The sequence below is a fragment of the Actinomadura sp. NTSP31 genome, assembly GCF_041951385.1.
In the GTDB taxonomy this organism is placed as follows: Bacteria; Actinomycetota; Actinomycetes; order Streptosporangiales; family Streptosporangiaceae; genus Spirillospora; species Spirillospora napierensis.
This window is the reverse complement of the sequence record NZ_JBGNUT010000029.1, coordinates 107,873-133,207: the sequence shown is the minus strand read 5'-3', so window position 1 is coordinate 133,207 and position 25,335 is coordinate 107,873. Positions and strand designations below refer to the sequence as shown.

Here is a 25,335-nt window from a genome sequence, read left to right as displayed (position 1 = left end):
CTGTATATTCTGGCGTTCTCTAGGGCGCCGGGTGGCGTCCCGGTTGCGGAGGATGCCGGCATGCCCGTTTCTCTCTTGGACAGCGATCCCCGGCAGCTCGGCGGGTACTGGCTCGCCGGGCGGTTGGGGGCCGGAGGGCAGGGCGTTGTCTACGAGGGGTACGACGTCCAGGGGCGCCGGGTCGCCGTCAAGGCGTTGCACCCCGAGACGGTCAACGAGGCGCTGCGCAACGGGTTGCGCAAGGAGGTCGCGACCCTGCAGCGGGTCGCGTCGTTCTGCACGGCGCGGATCATCAGTGCGGATCTCGACAGTGCGCCGCCCTATGTCGTCAGCGAGTACGTGCCGGGTCCTGACCTGGCCGAATGGGTCGGGGAGCGGGGGGCGTACGGGCCGGACGAGTTGCATCGGCTCGCCATCGGGATCGCGACGGCGCTGGCGTCCATTCATCGGGCCGGGATCATTCATCGGGACCTGAAGCCGGCGAACGTGCTGCTGGGCCCCGACGGGCCGCGCGTCATCGACTTCGGCATCGCCAAGACGGATGAGATGTCGCGGAGTGCGACGGGTGCGCTGAAGGGGACGCCGCGCTGGATGGCGCCGGAGTCGTTCCGCGGGAAGCGGGCCACGTCGGCGGTGGACGTGTGGGCGTGGGCGGCGGTCGTGCTGTTCGCCGCGACCGGAAGGCCGCCGTTCGACGGCGACACGATGGCGAGCCTGCACCACCAGATCCTGAACGAGCGTCCGAAGACCGATGTGCTGGCGGAGCCGCTGCGGGGGCTGGTGGAGGCGGCGCTCAGCCAGGATCCCGAACAGCGTCCGAGCGCGCAGGACGTCCTGGACGGCCTGCTCAGCGGGGTGACCGGTGACGCGCTGGAGGCGGGGACGAGGGCGGCCGGGCAGGGGGAGCCGCCGTCGGTGACGTTGCCGCCCTCGCTGGGGGACGTCGCCGAGCAGGTCTACGGACGGCTCGACCGGGAGGCGCAGCAGGCCGTCCCGCGAGTGCTTCTCAGGATGGTGGCGGCGCCGTCGGATGCCCAGGGTGCGCTGCGGCCGGTCCCGCTGGGCGACCTCGTTGACGGGTCCACGAGCGAACGTGGGATGCAGGAGGTCCTGGACGGTCTCTGCGAGGCGGGCCTCTTGCAGAGGGACGGCGCCCTGGTGTCCATCGGCACGCCTGCGCTGCTGCGTGCGTGGCCTCGGCTCGCCGACTGGGTGAATGCGGAACGCGATGGGCTCGCAGTCCATCAGGCGTTGGCGGGGGCCGCGCGGCTGTGGAACACGAACGGGCGCAAGCAGGCCGATCTGTACCAGGGGTCCGCGCTGGACGAGGCGCTGGCCTGGGCGTCCGTTGGGCGGCGGCAGCTCACGCTGAACCTGGCCGAGCGCGCGTTCCTGGACGCGTCGGTCCGGCAGACGCGCGACCGGGCCCGGACGCGGGCGGCCGTCACCATCACCCTGGCCGTCCTGCTGGTTTTGGCGTTGGGTGCGGGCGCGGCCGTCGCCGTCCAGAGCCGCAACCTGAGGAAGACCAACGCGACCGTCGCCCAGCAGCGCGACGCGGCGGTCGGGCGGCAGCTCGCGACGCGGGCCGTGCAGCTGCGCCGGACCGATCCGGTCCTCGCCCGCAGGCTGGCCGTCGCCGCGTCCGCCCTCGGCGGGGACACCTTCGAGACGCGCGACGCGCTGCTGACCCTCGGGACGCAGTGGGAGCAGGACATCTACCGGCCGCCCGGCGTCGACGGCGGATGGAACACGCTGGCCCCCGACACGGGCGGCCTGGTCGGGTGGTGGAAGGGCAACACCGTCGTCCTGACGGATCCGGGGACCAAGAAGGCGGGGCCGACCCTGAGGGTGCCCGGCGCGGAGCTGAAGGGCCTCGGGCTGACACTCGACGGCAAGCGCCTGCTGAGCCTCCAGGCGGACGGCACCCTCACGCTTTGGGACACCGCCACAGGGGCCCGCACCGTCCTGCCGTTCAAGCACACGCTGGGGGACGGCCTGGGGTTCAGCCCCACCGGCTCGCGGCTCATCGCGACCCACGACGGAACGGTCAGAGTGCTGGAGACCGCCACCGGTCGGACGCTGTTCTCCGCCAAGGAGAGCTACTCGATCCAGGGCCCGGTCGTCTCCCCGGACGAGACGACGCTCCTCGGCATCTCCCCGGAAGGCAAGCGCGGCTGGAAGCTGACCGGGCGCGACCTGCGCACCTTCAAGCCGATCCGCGTGCCCCGCGTCCTCGAGAAACTGAGCAGCACGTCCCGTCTGACCTACAGCCCCGACGGCCGGTACCTCGCGGCCACCGACGTCGACGGGCAGCGGCACGGCATCACGGTGGTGAACGTCAAGACCGGCGAGGAGCGCACGACCCTGGTGCGGCCGAAGGGGTACAACGACCTCGAGACCGACACCGTCTTCAGCCCGGACGGGCGGTTCATCGCGTCCGACATGATGATGTGGAGCACCGAACCGGGCATCTCGGAGCCGCCCGCCCTGGCCTACAAGCCGGACGACATGTGCAACTCCACCCGGTTCAGCGCCGACGGGCTGAGCCTGCGCTGCGTCGACTCGCAGGGCCGGATCAGGTCGATCGACGTGGCCGCGTTCGTGCGCCCCGCCCAGGTGGCGCTGGCGCACGGCGACTCGGCGATCAGCCTCGACGGGTCCACGCTGGCGACCGTCGACCCGCTGCCCTACAACCGCGCCGTCAAGATCTGGGACACCGCCACCAGGAGGCAGCGGCCGAGCCTGCCCGTCACCGTCGACCTCGAATACAAGGGGGACCGGTTCTCGCTGTCCCAGGACGGCCGGCAGTTCGCCCTCCTCAAGTACGACGGGACGGTCGAGATCTGGGACGTCCGGTCCCGGACGAAGCGGACCACCATCAAGCTGCCGCCGGACGGGCTGACGCGCCGGCCCGTGCCGTCGTTCTCCCCGGACGGCCGGTCCCTGGCCACCCTCACCCTCGCGGGGCCGCAGACCCCGGCGAACGCGGACTCGCCGGAGCAGCCCACCACGCTGCAGTTCTGGGACACCGCCACCGGGCGGCGCCTCGGGCAGGCGCAGGCCGCGCAGCGCACCGCCTCGTCCGACGGTTCCGAGGAGATGAGGATCGTGTGGAGCCGGGACGGCCGCCGGGTGATCTCCGCCAACGACCTCGGCGTGGTCGCGTTCCCGTCCGGGAAGACCCTGGCGCCGCCGAACTCGCTCGCGACGACCGTGCAGGCCATCGGCACGAAGGACACCCTCGTCACCGTGCAGGACCGCGTCGACCAGCGGTCGCTGTCGTTCTGGAACGCCCGGACGCTCAAGCAGATCGGCACCCCCGTCGCGACGCCGGACGGCAAGACCCCGATCGCGGCCGTCTCGCCGGACGGCCGCCTGCTCGCCACCGCCGACATGAAGGGCAAGATCGACCTGTGGGACGTGCAGAGCCAGCGGCGGCTCGGGCTCGCGCTCACCGGGCACACCACGTCCTCGATCGACGCGGTGATCGAGTCGCTGGCCTTCAGCGCGGACGGCACCCGGCTCTACAGCGTGGCCGGCGACGACGGAAAGCTCGTCACGCACACCGTCGCGCCGCGCCTCCTCAAGGCCGATCTCTGCAAGCGCACGGGGGCGCTGTCCCGGCGCGAATGGTCCCAGTACGTCCAGGACATCCCGTACCGCAGGACCTGCTGACCCCGCCTCAGCGGCTCAGGAGGATCTCCAGCATGCGGTCGCCCGGATCGGCGCCCTCCAACGCGCCGCCGTCCGACGCGCCGCCGGACGGGATCAGGTAGCCGCCGACCCACGAGCGCAGCATCAGCAGCGCCCGCAGGCGCGCCTCCTCCGCGCCGAACCCGAGGTCCTCCAGGCATGCGGCGATGTGCCCGAGCAGGGCCCGGTCGGCGTGCCGCACCGCCTCCTCGGCCGCCGGGTCGTGCTGCGCCCACAGCCGCATCGCCCGGTCGATCGGCGCGATCTCCCGGCCGAGCGCCTGGATGCGGCGCAGCCGCTCGCGCGGGTCGTCCGTGCTGCCGAGCGCCAGGCCCAGCACCTCGTCGGTCCGCTCGTGCGCCCACCGGTCCAGCAGCGCCCGCAGCAGCTCGCCGCGGTCCTTGAAGTGCCAGTAGAAGCTGCCCTTGGTGACGCCCAGCCGCACGGCCAGCGCGTTGATCGCGACGCCGCGCTCGCCGGCCCGCGCCAGCTCCTGGTAGCCGGCCTCCACCCAGTCCCGCCTGGCCAGCCTCGTCCGGGCCGTCATCACGCTCCCCACCGCTCCGTACCGGACGCCATCACACGAGCACGGTCGGCCCCGGGTCCATCCCCAGCTCGACCCTGCCGTACAGGGCGTACGCCGCGTCCGGGTCGAACACCACATGCCCGCTGATCGTATTCACATCGCGCTGCGCCCGCTGGAACGGCGAATCCGCGAACTGGGTGCTCGCCCCGGCCGCCGAGCACAGCTCGTTCACCACCCTGCGGGCGGTGCCCGCCACATGCGCGGCGACGAGCCGCGCGCGGGCCCGCCGGTGCATGTCGATCCCGTCGCCCGCCGCCGCGGCCTCGGACACGTCCCGCAGCGCGTCCTCCAGTAGCAGCCGGGCCGCCGCCAGGTCCGCGGTCGCGGCGGCCAGCCGGATCTGGCCGCTCATCAGATCGCGCTGCCGCTCGCCGCTGTAGGCCATCCGCCGGCTCCGCATCCGCTCGCCGAACCGCGCCAGCACCCCCTCGGCCATCCCGAGCACGGGCGCCGCGCTGGTCAGCGCGAACACCGGGACGAGCGGGACCCGGTACAGCGCCGCCGAATGGACGCCCGACCCGGGGGACCGCCCCTCGGCCAGCGCCGTCAGCGGCACCGACCGGTGCGCCGGGACGAAGACGTCCGCGACCTCGATGTCGTTGCTGCCCGTCCCGCGCATCCCGCTGGTGTGCCAGACGTCGTGGACGGTCACGTCCGCGCGCGGCAGCAGGAACAGCCGCGGCTCGATCGCGCCGTCCGTGCTGACCAGGCCCATCACCATCGCGTGATCCGCGTGCATCACGCCGCTGCCCCACGACCAGCGGCCGGTCACCCGGTGCCCGCCGTCCACCGGCTCCGCCCTGCCGGTGGGCGCGAGGACGCACGGGATCAGCGCGTACGGCCGCTCCGCCCAGACCTCCTCCTGCGCCCGCTCGGGGAACAGCGCCACCATCCAGTTGTGCAGCGTGTAGATCACCGACAGCCATCCGGTGGACCCGCAGCCCGCGCCGGCCTCCCGGCACGCCGCCGCCATCGCCTCGAACCCGAGCTCCGCGCCGCCGAACCGCTTCGGCACCAGCATGCCGAACAGGCCCGTCCCGGCGAGGTCCTCGATGGTCCGGTCGGGCAGCCGCCGCGCGTCCTCGGTCTCCCGAGCCCGCTCCGTCAGCACCGGCGCCAGCTCCCGCACCCGTCGCACGATCTCATCCCCATACCCCATAGTACGGAACCATACTCTCAGGTATGGAGCCTGTACACCCCTCCTGTCGAGGCAAAATCCGGGGATGCCCACCGGCTACGGGATGCCCGCCATCGGTGTCCAGCCTTGGCGCGGGCAGCAGACGACGCATCAACCGAAGTGTGGGAAACTGACGCTGGTGACCCTCTTGTCCGGCATGTGAACTGCGGCAACTCTCATGACTTCGGACGGAAGTTCATCCACTCGGTGTCACGCTCGGTGACGATCCCGATTCGGACACCGCCCAGCACAATCACCCCTGGACGGGCGACTCCGCGATCGCCTGCATCATTACCGTGGACGTGAACATGGACGCTGAGACACAAGAGGTTCCTGCATCGGCCGGAAGGTTCACGAGCCTCCGGTCGAAACTCCCGAAGGCGCAGGACCGGTCCCCGGCGTCGGTCTTCATCATCGGCACCCCTTTCTCGGGCTCGACCCTGATCGGGCGCGACATGACCACGCGGATCTCGAAGGCCCACTATGTCGGCGAGCTGAACAACTACACGAAGCTCCCCGGCCTCAGCGGTGACGACGACTACGGGCGCGTGTGCGGGCCCTGCGATCTGCTCGGCAGGCGATGCCCCCATTTTTCCGACGCGTTCCGTGAAATCGCTTCCTACGACGACATCCTGGGCATGCACGCCCAGTTGGCCCGCTCGCTGGGCGCCTCGACGGTCATCGACGGGAGCAAGTTCGTCGGCTGGCTGCGGCACGCCCTCGCGCAGCGGGCCGCCGCCCCCGCCAACCGGGCGTCGCTGAAAGTCATCATTACGGCGCGGAACCCGATCGCGTTCACGCTCAGCCACCAGCACCGGACCGGACAGCAACTGTGGCAGGGCGCCAACATCTGGCGAGACATCTACGTCGACGCCCTCCGCACCGTCAACGCGCACGGGCTCCCGAACATGGTCGTCCGCTATGAGGACTACATGGCGGACCGGGAGAGCGCACTGGAGCGTCTGGCCGCCTTCCTGCATCTGCCGTTGGAGGCCAAGCCCGACAACACCAGGCTCCACGATGCCGGTGGCAACTGGAGTTCCTTCGTCCCGTACGTGGGCATCGACCAGATCAACGAGACCATCGAACGGCTTTCCGAAGGTGCGCGGGCGGACGCGGAGGAGTTCGTGAAGCACGCGCGGGCCTACTGGAGCGACGACAAGCCCAAGGCGGACACCCGCTGGCACCGCAGCATCGATGTCGGCCAGGCCAACACGGTGCTGAGCACCCCCGGACTGGCCGATGTGGCGAGCCTTGTCGGCTACAACCTCGCTGAAATCGTCAGCAAGGCCGTCCGAGCCGGTCACTGACCCCGGGCCGGCAGGGGCCGTCCGGCAGGGGCCGTCCGGCAGGGGCGGTCCGGCGGGGTCAGGGGACCTTGCCGGCTTTTATGGTGCGGCCTTGGGTGACGTCGACGACCACGGACGAGCCTTCGGGGACGACGCCGTGCAGGCGGGTGAGCAGGGCGGCGACCGGCGGCAGGCCGCCGCCCGGGGCGCGGACGGAGACGTGGAACGTCGTGAAGTGGGTCCGGACGTCCGTGACGGCGGCGCCGGGTTCGGCCGCGAGCCATTCGGCGGCGGCGTGCTCGACCCCGGTCTTCCACGCGGCGAACAGGTAGTTGGCCGCCGTGCTGACGCCCAGGGGGATGAGGACGACCAGCCCGACCGCGCTGAGGGCGAGGGCGGTTCGGGCGCGGGTCCGGCCGGCCGGCGCTTCGACGTAGCCGAGGGCGGCGAAGATGAAGGTGCCGGCCAGGACGAGGGACAGCGCGTTGGACGCGAACAGCACCAGCGCGCCGAGCGCGAGGCCGGGCGCGCCGTCCCCGAGGCAGACGCCGACGACGACCAGGGGCGGGACGAGGGAGATCGCGATGGCGACGCCGGGCAGGACGGCGGCGACGTCGCGGCGGGCGAGGGCGACGGCGCCCGCGAGGCCGGTCGCCATCGCGGCGATCAGGTCGGCCAGGCCCGGTGAGGTGCGTCCGGAGACCTGGCCGTTGGACAGCAGGTCGTAGGAGCGGGGGACCGCGAGCGAGGCGAGCAGCCCGACGGCGACGACGGCGGCCGCGCCGCCCAGGACGAACCGGTCGGCGCGGTTCTTCGCGCGTTTCACCAGGCCGAGCGCCATCCCCATGATCGGCGTGGACAGCGGGGCGATGATCATGGCGCCGATGACCGTCGCGGTGGAGTCCGCGATGACGCCCGCCGCGGCGATCACGGCGGACAGCACGAGCATCGTCCAGTACGCCGAGTAGCGCGATGCGCGGTCCCCGGAGCGCAGGTCGAGTTCGGCGGTGAGCTCGTCCAGCGTCCGGCGCTGCGCCGCGGGGACCAGGAGGTCCCGGAACCCGGTCAGCATCGGGACGCCGCGCGCGGGCGGGCGGTGCGCCGCATCGGGGTCAGGGCGTGACGATGTCGAAGTCGCGGTCGGGGGTGTCCAGGAGGCCGATGAGCGTGGTGATCGCGCGGCGGTCGCCGTCGGCCTGGATGTCGCCGAGGTCCCGGGTGGCGACCAGTTGGAGCAGTTGCGGCTTGGTCAGGGTGAGGGTGAGGTCGGGCGGGGTGCCGTCGTGCGCGCGGGACTGGGTGAGGACGCCGTTGGCGAGGCTGAGCCGGACCTCCTCCTTGAGGTCGGTGAAGTTGCAGTCGATGGTCAGGCGGGTCTCCCAGGCGCGCGGGCCGTCGACGCGGATGGCGAGGGAGTCGACGATCTGCTCGACGCTCAGGGCCATGAGGACGTCCGGCGAGGAGCTGTCGAGCGTGTTGGCGGGCTTGTGGCCGCGCAGTTCGGCGGCGCCCTGGAGGTAGAAGTTGCGCCAGGTGCCGTTCTCGCTGCCCTGCCCGAGTTCGTCGTAGACCCGGGCGAGGAGTTCGCGGGCCTCGCGGTCGCCGGGGTCGGCGAAGACGACGTAGTTGAGGACCTGGGCGGCCCAGCGCGTCTCGCCTGCGCGGAAGGCGGCCTCGGCCTTGGGGAGGATGCTCTGGGCGCCGCCCATGAACTCGACGTGCTTTCTCGCCGATTCTTCCGGGGGCAGTTCCCACAGGTGGGCGGGATTGCCGTCGAACCATCCCATGTAGCGCTGGTAGACGGCCTTGACGTTGTGGGAGACCGAGCCGTAGTACCCGTGGGTGTGCCAGGCCCGTTCCAGCGCGGGCGGCATCCGCATCATCTCGGCGATCTCGGCGCCGGTGTGGCCCTGGTTCATCATCCGCAGGGTCTGGTCGTGGATGTAGGCGTACAGGTCCCGCTGCTCGGACAGGAACGCGGTCAGCTCCCGCGTGCCCCAGGTCGGCCAGTGGTGGGAGGCGAACAGCACGTCGGAGCCGGCGGCGAACATCTCGATCGCCTCGGTGAGGTACCGCGCCCACACACGCGGGTCGCGCACCAGCGCGCCGCGCAGCGTCAGGATGTTGTGCAGATTGTGGGTGGCGTTCTCCGCCATGCACAGGGCACGCCGGTCGGGGAAGCAGAAGTTCATCTCCGCGGGCGCCTCGGTGCCCGGGGTCAGCTGGAAGACGATCCGGACACCGTCGACCACCTCCTCCTGGCCGGTCTCCGTGATCGACAGCGTCGGCTCGATCAGCGAGACCGTGCCGGTGGACGTCGTCGGGCCGAGGCCGGCGCCGATCTGGCCCGTGGCGTCCTTGGGCAGCATGGCCCCGTACATGAAGATCGAGCGCCGGTTCATGGCGGTCCCGGCGTAGACGTTCTCGGCGACGGCGTGCTCCAGGAACCCGGCCGGGGCGATGATCGGGACGTCGGCGCCGTCCGGCACCACTCCCCGGACGCCGCCGAAGTGGTCGGCGTGCGAGTGGCTGTAGACGACCGCCGTCACCGGACGGTCCCCGCGGTGCTCCCGGTAGAGCGCCATCGCCGCCTCGGCGCACTCCACCGACAGCAGGGGGTCGACCACGATGACGCCCGTGTCGCCCTCGACGAAGGAGATGTTGGACAGGTCGAACCCGCGGACCTGGTAGATCCCGTCGGCGACCTGGAACAGGCCGTGCATGGCGGTGAGCTGCGACTGGCGCCACAGGCTCGGGTTCGCCGTGCCGGGGCAGTCGGCGTCGAGGAAGGCGTAGGCGTCGAGGTCCCAGACGACCCGTCCCGAGGCGTCCCTGATCTTCGTCTGCGACGCCGTGCCGGCGAACCCCTTGCCGGCGTTCTCGAAGTCGGTCCGGTCCTCCGGCGACGGCTGAGCGTCCACGTTCTCTCCTCGCGGCGGGGTGTCGGTACCCGAGCACTTCCCTGGCCCGGGCCACCTCAGCGCCACAAAGGCCCCAAGAGACCATGAACCACCGCCGGGGAGGACGGCTCGCCGGCGACCTCGCCGAACGCAGTCGCGACCGCCGCGAATGCCGGTTTTCGTCAATCGGGGCCCACATTTCCGTCCGTCCGGGGCCAAAAGGACGCCGGGCACGGTTTGCGGTTGAACGCACAATGGGGAGCTTTCGGGCATCCCGACACGGCCCGGACTGCGGCCGGGCGGGAGAGGAGGTCCCATGACCAGCAGGATGGCCCACGACTCCGGCCGGACCACGGCGCGGCATCAGGAACGCACGTCAGGGTGGCTGACGTTCGCCGGCACCCTCGCGATGGTGATCGGCGCGTTCAACGTCATCGACGGCCTGGTCGGCCTGTTCAACGACGACTACTACCTCGTCGGCGACAACAAGATCATGGTGTTCGACTTCAACGCCTGGGGATGGTTCTGGCTGATCCTCGGGGTCGTCCAGTTGGCCGTCGGCGCCGGGATCATCGCCGGACGGATGTGGGCGCGCGCCGTCGGCGTGCTCTTCGCCGTCCTGGCAGCGATCGGGCACCTGGCGTTCCTGCGGGCGTTCCCGCTGTGGTCCGTGCTGACCATCGGCATGTGCATCCTGCTGATCTACGCCCTGACCGCCCCGTCGTCCAGAGCGCGCGGGTAGGCGGCACCGGGCTCGCGCCGACACTCGCACACCACCAACCGGGGGAGATTATGAGCGACCTGATCGCCGTCGCCTACGACGACCTGCCGCGCGCCGAGCGCGCCCGCGACAAGATCATCCAGCTGCACCGCGACCACACCATCGAGCTGGCGGACGTGGTCGTCGTCGAACGCAGGCAGAACGGCAAGATCAAATTGCACCAGGCACGGTCCCTGACGGCGGGCGGCGCGCTCGGCGGCGCCGCCTGGGGCGGCCTCATCGGCCTCGTCTTCTTCATGCCGCTGCTCGGCATGGCGATCGGCGGAGCCACCGGCGCCGCCATGGGCGCCGCGGCCGACGCCGGCATCGACGACGACTTCATGCGCGACCTCGGCGAGCACCTCGCGCCCGGCGCCGCGGCCGTCTTCGTCCTGGTCGACAAGCGCAACCCCGACAAGGTCGTCCCCGAGATGGCGCCGCTGGGCGGCCGGATCATCCGGACCTCGCTGACCGACGAGCAGGAACAGCACCTGCGCGACGCGGTCAAGGCCGCCCGCACACCCCAGCCGGTCTGACACCCGGTCCGTTCGTCGCGCCCCGGCCCCGGCTCGACGGGGCCGGGCGCCGTCGGGTGCGTGTCAGCTGACCGCCTGCAGACAACTGGCGAACACTCCGTGGCAGGGGCCGAGGGCGCACAGCAGCAGCCCGAACGCCGGATAGCCCGCGGACGGGCCGCCGGGCCCTTGGAGCACGCGCTGCGCGGTGAAGAACAGCTGCTCGGGGACCAGCGGCGCCCACGCCACCCGCTCGTCCGCGTCCACCTTGGGCTTACCGATATAGGCCGGATTGTGGACGATGTCGCTGACCACCGACCGCGACCAGCGGGGCCCGCCCCGCGGCGCGGGCACGCCGCGTCCCTCCAGCTCCCGGATGATCTGCGGGATCGCCTGCCCCTGGGCGACCCGGCTGATGATCTCCCGGACGACGCCGGCCTGCGGCTCCACCGGCAACTGCGTCACGTACCGCCCGCGTGCGTCGCGGATGCGGCGGTAACCGTAGGGCGCCTGCCGGCCTCGTCCCCGCGCCACCCGCGTCCCCCTCGCTGCCTACCCACGCCGATTGCGCCTGACCATTGCATAGTGCAACGGCCGAAAAGGCAACCGGTACCCCGGGCGGGCATCCCGCCGCCCGGCCGCGGCCGGTGTCAGCTCCACCCCAGCGGAACGGCGTCCGCGACCGGCGCCTCGCCCCCGGCCTCGGCGAACGCGCGCAGCGCCGCGACCAGCGCGCGGCGCTCGCCCGAGGGCATGCGCGCGACGATACCGGCGATGTCGGCGCGCCGCCGGGCGGTCACCTGCCGCACCACCGCGCGCCCGGCCGCGGTCAGCTCGATCCGGATCTCCCGGCCGCTCCGCGCGCTGGCCCGCCGCTCGACCAGCCCCGCCGTGACCAGCCGGTCCACCATCCGCAGCGCGGTCGAGGGATTGACGTCCAGCCCCGCGGCCAGGGTCACCAGCTTGGCCGGTCCCTGCCAGGACAGCACCACCAGCAGCCGGAACTGCGGCAGCGTCACCCTGTCCTGCACCGCCGCCAGCGACCGCGCCGATACCGCGACCAGCAACCGCGACGCGGTCAGCAACGCCGAGGTCAGCTCGTCGACATCATCGGCACCCGGCTCGACGCCCTCGATCACGACCACGTTTCTACCCGCCCGCAAACGACCAAGCCAAGAGGCGGCCCGAGACGCGCCCTACCAGCGGACGGGCCTTCTCAGGGGAACGCGCGGGTAACCGTTAACAGGCCGTCCGCAGGGGAGTCGCAGATCGTGGGCTCATGCCGTGTGTACCCCCTACGGGGAACCGTGCGCATGGCTGCACCCACAACCCCACCGCCCACCGCTGCCAACTGACGATCCCGTCCCGATTCACGATCCCCTAACTGCGGAGCCGGGTCGCTGGGGTGATCGCGACCAATTTACGGTGCCCATTCGTACTCAATTGGCGAAATCTGCCGCATCACGTTGGGGGGCTAGCAATAGGTGCGCCCGGGGCACCGTTACGGCCTGTGCGTGCCACTTGCACACGGGTCAACGCATCAGAATGTTGAGCCCGGCTACCTTCGAGGAAGAACACCGCACCGCACCTCTGCACCGACCGGCTGAGCGCGTCTCGCTCCAGGTGGCCGTGCCTTGGGCAACTCTACTTCCTAGGCCTAGCCTTCCGAGGCGGGTGCCCAGTCCGCGGCGAAGGTCTCCATCTGCTTGATGACGAGTTCGACGGCCTCCCGCTCCTCCTCAGGGGGGTAGTCGAACTTGGCCAGGAGACGCCGTACGCGGGTTCGTAGCTTGGCGCGCACGGGTTCCCGGGACAGCCAATCGACGCTGAGGTTCTTGCGGATGTCAGCGACCAGGGTTCGGGCGATCTCGGCAAGGATGTCGTCGCCCATCACGGCCCGGGCGATTCCGTGGTTGGCGACGGCGTCGTAAAAGGCGAGTTCGGCGACGCTGAGTGGCGGTTCGAAGGTTTCTCCGCGCCGGGCGTCAGCGGACACCTCCTTGGCCATGGCAACCAACTCAGCGATCATCTCAGCACTGGTGAGCTGCTGCTTCATGTAGCGGATCATCAGATCCTGGAGCTGCTCGGAGAAGCTTTCCCGCCGGATGATGTTGTGCTTGGTCACCTCGCGCATCTTCTGTTCGATCAGTCGGCGCAATGCTTCGGCAGCTAGATGCGGGGTTTCCGACTCCTGGAGCTTGTGGAGGTGCACGTCGTTGAGCTCGGTGATGTCCAGGTGCCCGATGCCTGCTTCGGCGTACAGGTCGGTGATCTCTGAGGCTTCGACTGCGGAAGCGGCGAGCTGAGACAGATAGATGCTGACTTCGGCAGCCAGAGGTTTACCGCTGGCCTCTCGGTCAGCAGCGTCCAGCTTCACGATCCAGGCCCGGACTTCGGAGAAGAAGGCGATGTCGCCACGAATCGACGCCGCATCGTCGAACTTCTCGGCGAAGTCCCGGCTGCTGGCGCAGAGCCGGTAGAACCGCTCCAGCCGGGAAGCGATCTCCTTGAACCGGTCGGACAGCGACTTCTCACCGGGCTCGACCTGGTTACCCGCCGTGCGAGGGTCGCGCAGGTGGTTGACCACCCGCCGCAGTGCCCGTGGTCGCTGCTGGGCCGCGTTGGCCTGGGCGAGCAGCCGCCGCCAGTCGATCCCCGAGAGCAGGTCGCAGATGATGGAGTGGTCATTCTTAATCTCGACGAAGGCCCGATCGAGGTCCCTGCCCAGGGTCTGGTCCTTCTGATCGCTTGGGGTGTACTCCCGCAGCGCCTTCTTGAGGTTGTCCGTGAGCGGCGCGTACCCGACGAGGAGCCCGTCCTCCTTGCTGCGAAACCGGCGGTTGACACGGGCCAGCGCCTGCATCAGGTTCGCCCCGTGCATTGGCCGGTCCATGTACAGGGTATGGATCGGGGGAGCGTCGTACCCAGTGATCAGCATCGAGTGGACGATGATTAGCTCGAGTTCGTCGTCTATGTCCTTGGCCCGCGCCTGGACCGTTTTGTGCTGTGCCGGCCGCAAAGCATGCGCTTTCAGGTGGTCGGGGTCGGAGGGATCACTGTGGAAGACGATCTTCATCTTGCCCTTGTCGACGGCCGGATCCACCCAACCAGGTCGCAGCGAGTAGATGGCATCGAATAGCCGGACACAAACCTCCCGGGTGACGCACACGATCATCGACTTGCCCGGACCGCCCAGCTGGGGGCGCATCAGGTCCGACCGTGCTTCCCAGTGCGAAACGAGGTCGGCGGCGAGAGTCTTGATCCGGCCGGGGGCACCGTAAATGTTGGTCATCTGTGTGGCATAGGCCAAAGCCTTCCGACGCTCGGCGTCGTCCATCTTCTCGGTCAGCGCATCGGCCTGTTTATCTAGAGCCTCTGGATTTACACCTGGCGGGAGGGTCACCGGGATTAGTCGGGGCTCATGGTAGACGCGGACGGTCGCACCATCGTCCACAGCCCGTTTGAGGTCATAGATGTCGATGTAGGGGCCGAACACGACACGGGTGTTGCGATCCACCTCCGAGATCGGCGTCCCGGTGAAAGCGATCAGTGTGGCGTTTGGGAGCGCATCCCGCAGGTGACGGGCATACCCGTCGATGCTGTCGTAGTGGCTGCGGTGCGCCTCGTCCACCATGACGATGATGTTCCGCCGGTTCGACAGCAGTGGGTGGCTCATGCCGGAGTCCCGCTCCACCCTGGTCAGCCCGAACTTCTGCAACGTGGTGAAGATGATCCCGCCGGTGCGACGCCGTATGAGTTCCTCGCGGAGCTCCTCGCGTGTCTCCACCTGCAGCGGGTGCTGGCCGAGGAGCCCTTGGCTGTCCTGGAAGGTGCCGTACAGCTGGTCGTCCAAGTCGTTGCGGTCGGTGATGACCACGATTGTCGGATTGTTGAGGGCCGGCTGGCTGGAGACCATTCCGGCCGTGCACACCATCTCCTCGGACTTGCCCGACCCCTGAGTGTGCCAGACCACACCGGCCTTCCCGTCGCGGCGGGACGCCTCCACGATCTTCTCCACCGCTGTGGTCACAGCGTGGTACTGGTGGGGCTTCGCGATGCGCTTCCCCGCCGGCGTGAAGTTGACGAAGTGCGCGGTCAGATGCAGGAAACGACACAGGGAGAACAGCCCGTACAGGGCGACGACCAGCGCTTCCTCACCGTCATAGTCCGGGACGTTGGTGTCCACCCGAGTTCCGTCTTCGTTGATATTCCACGGTGCGAAGTGCTCGTAGGGGGTGAACGGTGTGCCGTACTTTGCAGTGATGCCATCGGAGATCAGGCACAGCACGTTGTAGCGGAATGCCAGCGGGAACTCGTTCACGTACGTTTGGAGCTGAGCGTGTGCGTCCTTGAGCGTCGCGTGCTCATCGGCGGCGCTCTTCAACTCCATCACCACGACCGGCAGGCCGTTGACGTAGAGGACGACGTCGAACCGTCGCTCGTGCTCGCCCTCCTTCACCAGCACCTGGTTGACCGCGTGGTAGGTGTTGGCGTTCGGATTCCGCAGCTCGATCAGACGTACCGTCGGGGTGATCTCCGCGCCGAACTCATCGGTGTAGGTGATGCGGATACCCGCGGTGACGTACTCGTGTGCCAGCCGGTTCTCCTCCAGTGGCTCCCGTGACTTGGCGGTGACCGCGATAGTGAACGCCTCACGAACCGCCTGCGGCGGCAACTCCGGATTGAGTCGCTCGATCGCCGCCCGCAGTTCATCGCGAAGGATGAGATCGTCCCACGACGCCCGGCTTCCCGAGCCCGGCGCCACATCCTTGCTGGTCTTTGACACCCAGGACAGCTCATCGAGATGCTCCAGGGCAAGAGACTCCCAATCAGCCTCGGACATCTTGCCGCTACTGCGCCGGGGGATCATACGGCATCCTCTACAGTCCGCTCCGCATCTCGGACACGAAGCCTGCCGGACATAAGCTCAGGGAGCAGCGTGTCGCGCAGCGCTGCGAATGTGCGATTTTCTCGCTCCAGTGATTGCATGTAGCTGAAAGCGATTTCGGCAGCTTCACCGAATGCTGTGAGCTCCTGGTCGTCTGGACGATTAACGAGAAAATTAGCGGCATCTGCTGCGCTGACTCGTTGCCTTCCGGATGACCCGATCATGTTGCGGATGGCATGTTCGCGGAAGTCGCGACTGCGTGCGAGAAAATAACTGACGTATTTGGGAATGCCAGGGCGAGCGCGCATTACTATGAATTCGGTTGAGCCGACGCCGATTTCATCATCGCCCATAAAGTCGACGTAGCCAGTCTTGCCATTTTCGAGGCATGGCGTAATTCTGGCGAGAAGAGTATCTCCATTCATAAATTTCGTGCCAGACTTCGGCTCGCGGTATGTCCAAGACTGAATGGCTGCTCGATCTGTCGATAGGGCGGCCATGTCGACATATACCGCTTCGGAGGTTGAGGGCCTTGGCGTGCGTGGATTGAACTCGACGAACTCTGTTGCAGGGACCCCTTGGTTGGGCTGATAATCAGAGACCATATTAAGCTGATCGAATAGGCAAGTAAGAAGCGCTTCCTTGGTGGTGGCGATGCGCTCATTGATTGCGATCTTGTCATCCAGCGCCCCAAGCACTGCTGCAATACTTGTTTGCTCAGTAAGGGGCGGGTTTGGTACGGAGAGTCCACGAATGCTTGCCAGTGAATTGGCAAGACTGGGCACACCTGTGGTGACTGCATGCGCGAGGATGCTCTGCTGGCCAGCCTCAGACTTGAACCAATAGTAGTAGAATTCCGGCACTGCCCGACGTTCATCGAGGCGAACCTTAACCTGGCTCCCGGAGATCACGTATCGGTGATGCTTTGAACGTCTGGGAATCATTGAGACTTGTCCGACGGTTCCCTTGCGCGTGAATACAAGATCGCCTGACTTGACTGCGGCGGATTCGACTTCAGTTGCCTTTTCTTCTGAGATGTAGACAAAATCGTCGTCCAAGAAGATGCCGCGCGCCAAGTTGTTTCCCCGAATGAATGGAATCCCGTGTTCCTGATAGTCGCGAGTGGTTACCTTGGATCCGAAGGGGCCAATGGAGCAGGACCATTTTTCATTGGATGCCAGGGTATCGAATCGAACTCGATTCCACTCAGTCACAGATCCTCCTGAGCTGGTCGCGGACGATGGCGTCGAGGCGGGCGGACTCGTCGAGGTGCTCGTAGAGTTCCTTGGTAAGGCGTTTGATGCGTTCCTCGATAGGTTCGGCACCGGGATCCTCGTCGGCCTCTGCAGCGCCAACGTAGCGGCCCGGAGTAAGGATAAAGTCGTACTCGCGGATCTCGGTCAGTTCGGCGGAGTAGCAAAAGCCTGGAACGTCCTCGTATTTGATGCCTTTGCCCTTCGCGGACTTGGTGCCACGCCAGGCATGATAGGTGTCGGCGATCCTAGCGAGGTCATCATTGGCGAAGACGCGCTCGGTACGGTCGATCATGGTGCCGAGGTTGCGAGCATCGATGAAGAGGACTTCGCCGCGCCGATCAGCGAGGGCTTTGCCGCCTTGAGAGGTTTTGTCCTTGGCGAGGAACCAGAGGCAGGCGGGGATCGCGGTGGAGCGGAAGAGATTGCCGGGCAGGGCGACCATGCAGGCGACTAGGTCGGCCTCGACGATGGCCCTGCGGATCTCGCCCTCGCCGTTCTGCTTTGAGGACATGGAGCCGTTGGCTAGGACAACACCGGCGGTTCCTCGGTCTCCGAGCTTGGAGATGATGTGCTCTAGCCAGGCGTAGTTGGCGTTGGACTGCGGTGGTACTCCGTATAGCCACCGTCGGTCGGATTCCTTGCGAAACCAGTCGCTGTCGTTGAAGAACGGGTTGGCCAGTATGAAGTCTGCCTTGAGGTCCGGCAGTTTGTCGTGTTCAAAGGTGTCCGCCCACCGGTCGCCTAGTCCTCTGGGATCTATGCCATGGATGGCTAGGTTCATCTTGGCCAGGCGCCAGGTGCGCTCGTTGGATTCCTGCCCGTAAACGGCGATGTCGTGGCTGTGGTCTCGGCCCCTGTGGGCCTCGATGAACTTGCTGGCCTGGACGAACATCCCGCCCGAGCCGCAACAAGGGTCGTAGACGCGGCCCTCGTAGGGTTCGAGGACCTCTACAAGGAGTCGGACGACGCTGGCGGGGGTGTAAAATTCTCCGGCACGTTTGCCCTCAGCGCGGGCGAACTTCTCCAAAAAATACTCATAAACCTCGCCGAGCACATCGCGGGCAGGGCGGTCGCCATGTCCAGCGAAGCGGGCGTCGCTGATTAGGTCGATGAGTTCCTTGAGACGGCGCTGGTCGACGTTGTCGCGGTTGAAGATGAGTGGGAGGACGCCGGTCAGTACGGGGTTTTCCTGCATGACGGCGCTCATGGCGTCGTCCAGAAGCTTGCCGGGGCCGTCTTCGGAGTTGGAAGCCTTGGCGGAGATGTAGTCCCATCGTGCCTTCTGGGGAACCCAGAAGACGTTCACTTCGGTGTACTCGTCCTTCTCCTCAAGGAAAGCGCTACGGCGGTGTTCGGGGATGGACGCGAGCTCAGGGTCGGCTGCGAGTTCGGTGCGGCGTTCCGCGAAGGCGTCGGAGACATATTTAAGGAAGACCAATCCGAGGACGAATTCCTTGTACTGGGCGGCGTCCATCGAGCCGCGGAGCTTGTCGGCGGCCTTCCACAGGATGTCCTTGATCTCCTTGGCGCTGGAGATACCGGGGAGTTCACCCTGGCCGGCGGTGGTGCGCTTACGTGGCGGCATCGGACTCTCTTTTCCTGCGGTCGGTCTGGCGGGCTGTGGCCCGCCGGCTGATGGTCAGCGTCCGGTCGGCGAACCCGGCAGCGGTCAGGCGGTAGATCTCGGTGAGCTCATTCTGCTGGTCCTGGAGGAGTCGCTGCCGCTCTTCGAGCTCCCTCAGCAGCGCATCGAGGTGATCAACCTCTTCGGTCTCGAGCTCGGGAATGCTGAAGTCCTCGATGCGGGGGGCGTGGACTGCGCTTGGGCTGCGGATGGTGTTGCGGGCGGCGCGCAGTAGCGCGACCAGGACGCGCGAGGTGAGCGGGCGGTCAGCGTTGGGATTGACACGAAGCACGCGGGCGGGGAACAACGCTACGTTGAATCCATCGTGGTCGATCATCAGGGCGAAGCTAGGAGTGGTGGTGTAGACGATGTCGCCTGGCCGGGTCAGGCTGGCGTGCTCATAGGTCGCGGCGAAGAGCAGCCGGTCGATGCGGCGGGCCCCAACGGGAGCGGGTCCAGTGATCTCGTGAGGACCGAGTACGGCATGATGGCCATCCCGCTGGATGTGCTGAGGGGCGATGCGGTGGCCTTTGACCTTACGGATGCTGCGGTCGGTGATGAGGTCGCCCACGGTGACGAGCGGCGGCCGCCGTCCAGTGCGGGCGACGACTCCGCTGCGGAGTTGACCGTAGGCTTCGAGGGCTTTGTCGGCAGCCTGTTCGAGGCGTAGCTCGGCCTGAGAGATTCGTGCGGGGCGTTCGGCGACAGTGCGCCCCAGCATGCGGGCCACGGGAGGTCCGGTTGGGGTGAGCGGGCCGCCGAAGTCGGCCTCGAGCTTGTCGATGGTGACGGCCTGGCCGTAGCGAGGGTCGTGGCCGTCGAGCCGCAGGCCCTCGGCGCGCCAGAGCAGGATGTCTTCGACGAGCCGGGCTCGGACGTGTTCAGTCAGGGGCTCGGAGACGATGTCACAGAGCAACACCCGTCCACGAGCCTTCGGGGCGGGGTCGCTGGCCATGACCCAAAGGGCGGGCCGGTGACCGGGCCGGTATGGGGTCACTCCTCCAGGGAGGGCGACGACGGTCTCCAACACGCCACGCCGCAGCAGCTCAGAGCGCAACCGCGCCTCCCGAATACCGGTGAGCCTGTCTACCAGGGCATCGGCCGGGCCGATAACGATGGCTATGGCGCCAGACTCGGGGCGCAGCAGGAGACTGACCCGCTCGACCTCGAGCAGTGTGGTCAACGCCGACCGGGTCTCGCCAGGCCGGTAGGGAAGTTGGGTGACGATGATGCTCGGATCGGCCATCCGCTCTTCCAGGTCTGTGCCGGTCTGCACATCGAGGGAGTAGTCCTCGACTCCGGCGAGCAGGAGCCGGCGTCGGACTAGCCGGGCCAGCCATTCCTGTTGTGTAGCGGCCAGTGCAACGAGGTCACCTGGCTCATCGGTCTGTTTGATCAGGGCGGACAAGAAATCACCGGTCCCGGCATGCGGGTCGGCAATCGTGATCCGGTCGTTGAAGGGCATACGCGAGGGGAGATCGGCGACCTCGGTGACCAAACGCAGCAGCTCGGAGGCTGGCATGTCGGTGGTCAGGTCAGTGAGCCCCAAGCGGGTGCGTGCGGCCAGAAGCCACTCGTAGGCGCCGCCTGGGGTGTAGGCGGCCTCAATCAGTTCTTCGGCCAAGTGCGCCAGCCGGCTGACGGATGGGGCAGCGGCTTTAAGTTCGCGGAGCACGAACTCGTCCTCTGCGTCGAGTCGTTCGGCGCGCCGAAGGAGATCGGCCCATGAGTCAGGGAAGGGGCGCCGGTCGAGATGAGACAGGCACAAAAGGCTGCTGGTGATTTCCACGAGCGGGCGAGCACCGAAGTCCGCCGCATACGCCATGATCGCGTGTGGGGCCAGTTCTTCTTGGAGGCGGTCTGCGGGAACGTTGCCGAGGTTGCGGGTGATCAGCCAGCGCACCACGTCGGTACCGCTGAACAGTGGTCGGGTGCCGCTGGGCACAGCCGGGCCGGGGAAGTCCTCGTAGCGGCGACGCCAGTTGCTGACCACCGGACGCTTGACCTTGGCCAGCTCGGCGATGTCGGTCATGGACATCAGCTGCGCGCCGTGGTGAAGCTCAGTCATCCTGGCACCTCCTTCCGCGAGAGTTCCGTACGACAGTAAGAGACTTTCAGGTCCAGCGCCAATGCTTTGCCCGATAAGGGGGTTTATCAAGCTCCAGTGGGTCTCGGGGTAGAGACTCCCAATGCCGCGGTCTGGGCCTCCTCGGCGGTCGCCTGGACGATCTCAGGGGCCTTCATTGCCCGCGTCGTAGAGCTGACGGGCTCCAAGTGGGGCAGCTCTTCCCGGACGACCTGCAGCTCCCGGAACCGGCGGGCGGATGGCAGGACCGAGCGCTCCAACGAGCCGATGGTCGAGTTGTAGTGTTTCAGCGTGCTCTCCAGGGACGATCCAAGCTTGTCGAGGTGTCCGGCCAGGATGCCGAGCCGCTTGTAGATCTCCAGCCCTAGCTTGCGGACCTCCTCGGCATGCTCCTTCATGTTCGACTCGGCCCAGGAGAGCTCGACCGTGCGGAGCATCGGCACCAGCATGGTCGGCGAGGCGATGACGATGCGCCTCTTCAGCGCGTACTCGTAGAGATTCGCGTCCTTCTCCAGGGCTGCCTGCAGGATCGCCTCGCCCGGCAGGAACATCAACACGAAGTCCGGGCTGCCGGCGACCCGCTCGTAGTACTCCTTGGCGGCAAGCGAGTCCACGTGTTTGCGGATCTGGCGGGCGTGCTCAGTCATCAGCCGGTCGCGCTCGGCGTCGTCCTGCGCCTCGCACGCCGACAAGAACGCGGCAAGTGAGACCTTGGAGTCGATGACAATGTTCCGCCCGCCGGTCAGGTGGACCACCGCGTCCGGGCGCTGTACACCGTCGTCGTCCGCCGTGTGAACCTGCAGGTTGAAGTCGCAGTGCTCGCGCATGTGGGCCAGTTCGAAGGCGCGCTTGAGCTGCATCTCCCCCCACTGGCCACGCACGTGCGGCTTGCGCAGCGCCTCGGTCAGGGCCGCTGTCTGCTCGCGGCCGCGGGAGTACTCCTCGGTCATCTGCTTGATCTGCTCGCCCAGGCGCGTCTCGCCTGTGGCGCGGCTCGTGCCGAGCTCGCGGAGGTGCTGGTCCAGCTCTGTGAGTTTCTCGGTGATTGCACGGGTGGACGAGCCGAGCTTCTCGTCCGCTGAGGAGACCAGCTTCTCCTGGGAGAGGGCCAGCATCTTGGCGGCGAGGCCCTCGAACTGCTCGATCTGCAAGCGGCTCTGCTCCTCGCGTAGCTGGTCGAGCTGCTTCTGGGCCGCGGCGACCTCAGCTCGCTGCTTCTCCACAGTCGCCTGTGCGCTGCGTAGCTTCTCGAGATCGGTCCGATAGTCGTTGACGGCCTGCTCCTTCTCCGCGAGCACACCCCGGAGCTCGGACTCGACCCGGTGGGCCTGTGCGAGCTGGTTATCCACCTCGTACTTCTGGCGCCGGCTCGTCTCCAGGCTCTCCTGGAGCATGGCGAGGTCGGCTTCGGCCCGCTGGAGCTGTTCCCGAACCGACCGGAATTCGGCGGCGAGCTGACCGTTGTTCTCGGTCGCGGTCTGGAGCTTGGCGATCTGCTCGCTGCGCGCTGCCTCGCTCTTGCGAAGGTCGTCCCGGACGGCGTCGCGCTCGGACCGGAGTTCACCGCACTGGGTGCGCGCCTGCTCGCGTTGCTCCTCGGCCAGCCTCAGCGCCGTATGCAGACGGGCATGCTCATCACGCAGGCGGCTCTGCTTGGCAGAGGCGCTGCTACGGGCGGCCAGGTAGCCGAGAGCACCACAGACCGCCCCGGCCAGGAGCAGGAGCGTGGCGATGGTGAGCGTGTTCATGGGCTGTACCTCCGGGGGAAGCGTGCTGGGCTGACTGTCGACCGCCGACGGAAGAGCGTCCGCCGCGTTTCATGGGTCTCGCGAACCCCGCCAACCGCGATTGCCCCGACCGTACGCCCCAGGGCCGGAAGCACATAAACAAATATTTGATAACCCCCGATATCAAAATTCGGCCGAAGGCCTTTCGATGGTTGTGGTGGCGGCCGGGTCCTTGATCCGTTGATCAGGTTCGGATGGTGCGGTCGCTGGCTGGTGGGTAGCCAGAGCGGCGAGGTACAAACTCGTGTTCGTGGACGGGCTGCTGGCCACGCTGATCCATCTGCGGCACGGTGTGACCCATGACGTGCTGGGCTGTTGGTTCGGCGTGAGTAGTTCCACCAGCACCGCGCCATCGCCGAGGTTCAGCCGCTGCTGGCCGATCACTGCTGCACTGTCGAGCCGAGCATCCGGTTGCGCGCGCTGGTCGAGGTGATCGAACACCTGGGCATCTTCGGACAGACCGCGATCATCGATACCGCCGAGGTCTGAGCCCGCTGACCGGCAGCCCAGCAGCCGGACCGCAACATGTTCTTTCCGTCAGAGCAAGCAGAACGCGATCAAAGCAATGGTGGTCATCGACGCCGACGGTTACCTGCTGTTTTGCGGTCATGCAGAGGCCGGAAGTTGCGCCGACATCACCCTGAAGCTCGTCGAATTCGAGAAAGTCCTTCAAGTCATCGTGATCTCGGCTGGCAGGGAGGAGAGCCACGGCATGACAGCAACAAGCAAATGCTCCAAGGAGCTCCGGAACCGGGCCGTCCGCCTGGCCCTTCTGCGGTGCCGAGAAGACCTAACGGTCGGCTGGGTGGGTGCGAGTGGCCGGGACCCGCCGGAGTGTCGGGCAATCCCTACAGGCGACCAATAGAACGGTCATCTGTCGAAGTAGTTACGGAGGGCTGCGATGCAGGCTGCCTGGCGGGTGCGGTCGTGTGGGAAGCGGCGGCGGCACTCGGGGCCGACCCAGGCTGGTGTCCTGTGGGTGTGGGCTGACTTGCGGGGCCGGGGGCGGCTGTGGGCTCCGTGCCTGGGTTTCCCGGTTTCGCGGCGTAGGGTTGGGCCGTTGCGGCGGGCCAGGGCGGGCGGCTGTGCCATGAGCGGGTGCGGGGACACATGGACCCGCCGGTGCCTTCGGGCTTCCTGGTCCGGTGGCTGATGGCGTGACGGGTGCGGCATGGCGGGTGTAGGGCCTGTCGATGGGCGCGGTTGCGGGGGGTTGATCGCACCGGTTGTCATGTCGCGGGCGGTGGGGCGCGCCGCCGTTGTGTGGGAGTGCCCGCCGAGCGTCAGGACGAGGGCTGCTGTAGAGGAGGCCAGGGCGCCGGCGACCACGGGAAGCAGCCATCTGCGACGTCGCTGGCGGTCTGGGCGTTGGTGGCGGGGGCCAACGAGCCAAGGCTCGTACGGTTCGAAGGGTGAGCGTTCTTGAGGGGCTGAGGACGGCATGCCTTGTGGTTACCAGGAGCGGCGGATCCGCTGCTGTGTGACTCGCCATCCCTGGTCATGGTTTGGCATTAGCATCCCGGGTCGGCGTCACAATATCCAAGTTTGGTCTGGATCGTAGCTACACCGGACTTTGGTGATTTGAGTCTTCTGTCTCGAATGGTTTGGCGTGTGGTCGACGACGGACTCGCTCGCGTGATCGAGACTGCCTGCTTTCGGTTGTGGATAGATCTACCTTTCTTGATCTTTCGTTGGGAAGACGAGGTGCTTCGCCTGCTCTACGATCGCTCAACGTCGCAATCGTTGCACCTGCCGCAGCGGGCTAATTGATCAAGAGTGAGGGTGAAGACTTGACGGGTATCGGTCGGCGGGTGGCTGTAGGAATTCACTGGCTGAGTCTCGCAGGTGCCACCTTGGTTCTGTCCGCGTGTAGCAGTTCGTCCAAGGCGGTAGCCCTGCCGCCGGTGAGTGGCAGCGCGGCCCCGTCCACGTCGTCTACGGCGGCTGATGAGAAGGCCGTTGCTGTGGCTTACACGAGGTTCGTCGCGATGCTGGAGCGGGCGGATTCTTTGCCGGCGGAATCGCGTAGGCGGCAACTTGCGACAGTTATGGTCGATCCTCAGCTCTCGCGGGTGCTTCAACGCATCGACACGATGAAAAAGCATCACATTGCAACCTACGGCCACGTCATCGTCCACGTGAAGAGCGTTCAGCTTACCGCTAGTGGCGCGACGGTCCATGACTGTCAGGACTCGCGCGACTCCGGGCTTCTTAACTCTGTTACCCAGAAGAAGCTTATTCGTGGGGTTCGGCAGGGGAACAAGGAGGCTCTGCTGGTTAAGGGTGCTAATGGGCAGTGGCGGGTCAGTAAATCCACCGCGATCGGTGAAGGGTGTTGACGGGGTGGCAACTGTTGGACCCGCACTCGTTGCCGGACTGCTCTCCGCCGCCTCGTCCTTTGCGGCGCCGCCTCCGCTGGACCCGATGCCGCCGAATACGAACTCGCTCGGCTACGACTACGGCGCCCATGACGGTGGGGCGCCAGCGAGTGGCGGGCGAGCTCCTGCCACTACGCCGAAGGGCGGCCGTGCGAGCCCGTCGCAGGAGGCGGGGCCGCGTAACTGCCAGGAGCTGAGCGAGTACGTGCAGGTGGTCTGCCCGCCGGTGAATAGGGGCGGTAAGTCGCCCGAGGTCTCGCCAGCGAAGTTGGCGTTGACCAAGTGGGCGAGTATGCCGATTCCGGCGCCGGTGGTGCGGACGGCGCCGCCTCGCCGGAGCGACGGGCTGGTGGGGCTGCCGGAATGGTTCTGGGTGACCAACTGGCGTCCGCT

18 protein-coding genes are annotated in these 25,335 nt (G+C 67.4%); 7 read left to right on the top strand and 11 right to left on the bottom strand.

Annotation, left to right across the window (positions count from 1 at the left end):
* The first annotated feature begins 60 nt into the window (after positions 1-60).
* Positions 61-3,678 (top strand): protein kinase, encoded by a 3,618-nt coding sequence (locus tag ACA514_RS36955; RefSeq protein WP_375045931.1) that lies wholly within the window; start codon positions 61-63, stop codon positions 3,676-3,678.
* 7 nt (positions 3,679-3,685) lie between these two features.
* On the opposite strand, the gene ACA514_RS36950 is transcribed toward ACA514_RS36955, so the two are convergent.
* On the bottom strand, positions 3,686-4,243 hold the full coding sequence (locus ACA514_RS36950) for a TetR/AcrR family transcriptional regulator (RefSeq protein WP_375045930.1): 558 nt from the start codon (positions 4,241-4,243) through the stop codon (positions 3,686-3,688).
* 31 nt (positions 4,244-4,274) lie between these two features.
* Positions 4,275-5,441 (bottom strand): acyl-CoA dehydrogenase family protein, encoded by a 1,167-nt coding sequence (locus ACA514_RS36945; protein WP_375045929.1) that lies wholly within the window; start codon positions 5,439-5,441, stop codon positions 4,275-4,277.
* A gap of 314 nt (positions 5,442-5,755) precedes the next feature.
* Here ACA514_RS36945 and ACA514_RS36940 point away from each other — a divergent pair, with 314 nt between their 5' ends.
* Complete coding sequence (locus ACA514_RS36940) at positions 5,756-6,769, top strand: hypothetical protein (protein ID WP_375045928.1); 1,014 nt, start codon at positions 5,756-5,758, stop codon at positions 6,767-6,769.
* Positions 6,770-6,827: 58 nt separating this feature from the next.
* Here ACA514_RS36940 and ACA514_RS36935 read toward each other — a convergent pair whose 3' ends face one another.
* Positions 6,828-7,820 carry a DUF389 domain-containing protein gene (locus ACA514_RS36935; protein ID WP_375045927.1) on the bottom strand — a complete coding sequence of 331 codons (993 nt, stop codon included), beginning with the start codon at positions 7,818-7,820 and terminating at the stop codon, positions 6,828-6,830.
* 40 nt (positions 7,821-7,860) lie between these two features.
* A complete protein-coding gene (locus ACA514_RS36930) occupies positions 7,861-9,669 on the bottom strand; it encodes an alkyl/aryl-sulfatase (RefSeq protein WP_375045926.1) in 1,809 nt (602 codons plus the stop codon).
* A 295-nt stretch (positions 9,670-9,964) separates the two neighbouring features.
* On the opposite strand from ACA514_RS36930, the gene ACA514_RS36925 reads away from it, so the two are divergent.
* Positions 9,965-10,390, top strand: coding sequence for a hypothetical protein (locus tag ACA514_RS36925; RefSeq protein ID WP_375045925.1), 426 nt, complete (start codon positions 9,965-9,967; stop codon positions 10,388-10,390).
* 50 nt (positions 10,391-10,440) lie between these two features.
* Complete coding sequence (locus ACA514_RS36920; protein ID WP_375045924.1) at positions 10,441-10,944, top strand: DUF1269 domain-containing protein; 504 nt, start codon at positions 10,441-10,443, stop codon at positions 10,942-10,944.
* A 63-nt stretch (positions 10,945-11,007) separates the two neighbouring features.
* Here the strand turns inward: ACA514_RS36920 and ACA514_RS36915 are convergent, their stop codons facing one another.
* The 7 genes from ACA514_RS36915 to rmuC form a co-directional block, all read right to left on the bottom strand.
* Positions 11,008-11,457: a recombinase family protein gene (locus tag ACA514_RS36915; protein ID WP_375045923.1), complete on the bottom strand. Its 450-nt coding sequence runs from the start codon at positions 11,455-11,457 to the stop codon at positions 11,008-11,010.
* A gap of 116 nt (positions 11,458-11,573) precedes the next feature.
* Positions 11,574-12,062: a MarR family winged helix-turn-helix transcriptional regulator gene (locus tag ACA514_RS36910; RefSeq protein WP_375045922.1), complete on the bottom strand. Its 489-nt coding sequence runs from the start codon at positions 12,060-12,062 to the stop codon at positions 11,574-11,576.
* A 518-nt stretch (positions 12,063-12,580) separates the two neighbouring features.
* Positions 12,581-15,793, bottom strand: coding sequence for a type I restriction endonuclease subunit R (locus ACA514_RS36905; RefSeq protein ID WP_375045921.1), 3,213 nt, complete (start codon positions 15,791-15,793; stop codon positions 12,581-12,583).
* Positions 15,790-17,025 carry a restriction endonuclease subunit S gene (locus ACA514_RS36900; protein WP_375045920.1) on the bottom strand — a complete coding sequence of 412 codons (1,236 nt, stop codon included), beginning with the start codon at positions 17,023-17,025 and terminating at the stop codon, positions 15,790-15,792. The genes ACA514_RS36905 and ACA514_RS36900 overlap by 4 nt, the downstream gene beginning before the upstream one ends.
* Positions 17,018-18,652, bottom strand: coding sequence for an N-6 DNA methylase (locus ACA514_RS36895; protein WP_375045919.1), 1,635 nt, complete (start codon positions 18,650-18,652; stop codon positions 17,018-17,020). Before ACA514_RS36895 ends, ACA514_RS36900 begins: the two co-directional genes overlap by 8 nt.
* The gene (locus tag ACA514_RS36890) at positions 18,639-20,759 is read right to left on the bottom strand and encodes a hypothetical protein (protein WP_375045918.1); all 2,121 of its coding nucleotides are present in this window, start codon (positions 20,757-20,759) and stop codon (positions 18,639-18,641) included. The genes ACA514_RS36895 and ACA514_RS36890 overlap by 14 nt, the downstream gene beginning before the upstream one ends.
* Before the next feature lie 86 nt (positions 20,760-20,845).
* Entirely contained in the window at positions 20,846-22,525 is a 1,680-nt protein-coding gene (gene rmuC, locus ACA514_RS36885) for a DNA recombination protein RmuC (RefSeq protein WP_375045917.1), read from the bottom strand.
* Positions 22,526-22,808: 283 nt separating this feature from the next.
* Here rmuC and ACA514_RS36880 point away from each other — a divergent pair, with 283 nt between their 5' ends.
* The 3 genes from ACA514_RS36880 to ACA514_RS36870 all read left to right on the top strand — a co-directional run bounded on the left by ACA514_RS36880 (position 22,809) and on the right by ACA514_RS36870 (position 24,903).
* Positions 22,809-22,997: a transposase family protein gene (locus ACA514_RS36880; RefSeq protein ID WP_375045916.1), complete on the top strand. Its 189-nt coding sequence runs from the start codon at positions 22,809-22,811 to the stop codon at positions 22,995-22,997.
* 132 nt (positions 22,998-23,129) lie between these two features.
* Positions 23,130-23,429: a hypothetical protein gene (locus tag ACA514_RS36875; protein ID WP_375045915.1), complete on the top strand. Its 300-nt coding sequence runs from the start codon at positions 23,130-23,132 to the stop codon at positions 23,427-23,429.
* Positions 23,430-24,552: 1,123 nt separating this feature from the next.
* Positions 24,553-24,903 (top strand): hypothetical protein, encoded by a 351-nt coding sequence (locus ACA514_RS36870; protein ID WP_375045914.1) that lies wholly within the window; start codon positions 24,553-24,555, stop codon positions 24,901-24,903.
* Positions 24,904-25,335 lie beyond the last annotated feature (432 nt).